Annotated in this window: 1 pseudogene; it reads left to right on the forward strand. The window is 54.4% G+C overall.

Annotated elements, in window-relative coordinates:
* Window positions 1–250: pseudogene (locus ACQRCJ_RS12570) on the forward strand (hypothetical protein); the annotation flags it as partial.

The raw sequence follows: 250 nt of genomic DNA on the forward strand, positions 1-250 counted from the left end.
AAAAAGGCTTCCAGGCGTACACCCGAGCTGGTGGCCTACGTCCAGGAAAAACTCCGGGAACGCTGGTCTCCCGAACAGATCGCGGGGCGCTTGCGTCTGCAGGCCGCCTGCCTCAACCTTCCCTTGATAAGTTTCAAGACTATTTACCGTTGGATACAGAAAGACAGCGATTCCAGCAAGGTACGGCCTTTCAAGGGGTATGGGAAATATCTTCGTCTGAAGCGGCCAGGAAAAGTCTTTTCCAGGCGCA

Source organism: Desulfovibrio sp. SGI.102, from assembly GCF_050314315.1.
Taxonomy (GTDB): Bacteria; Desulfobacterota; Desulfovibrionia; order Desulfovibrionales; family Desulfovibrionaceae; genus Desulfovibrio.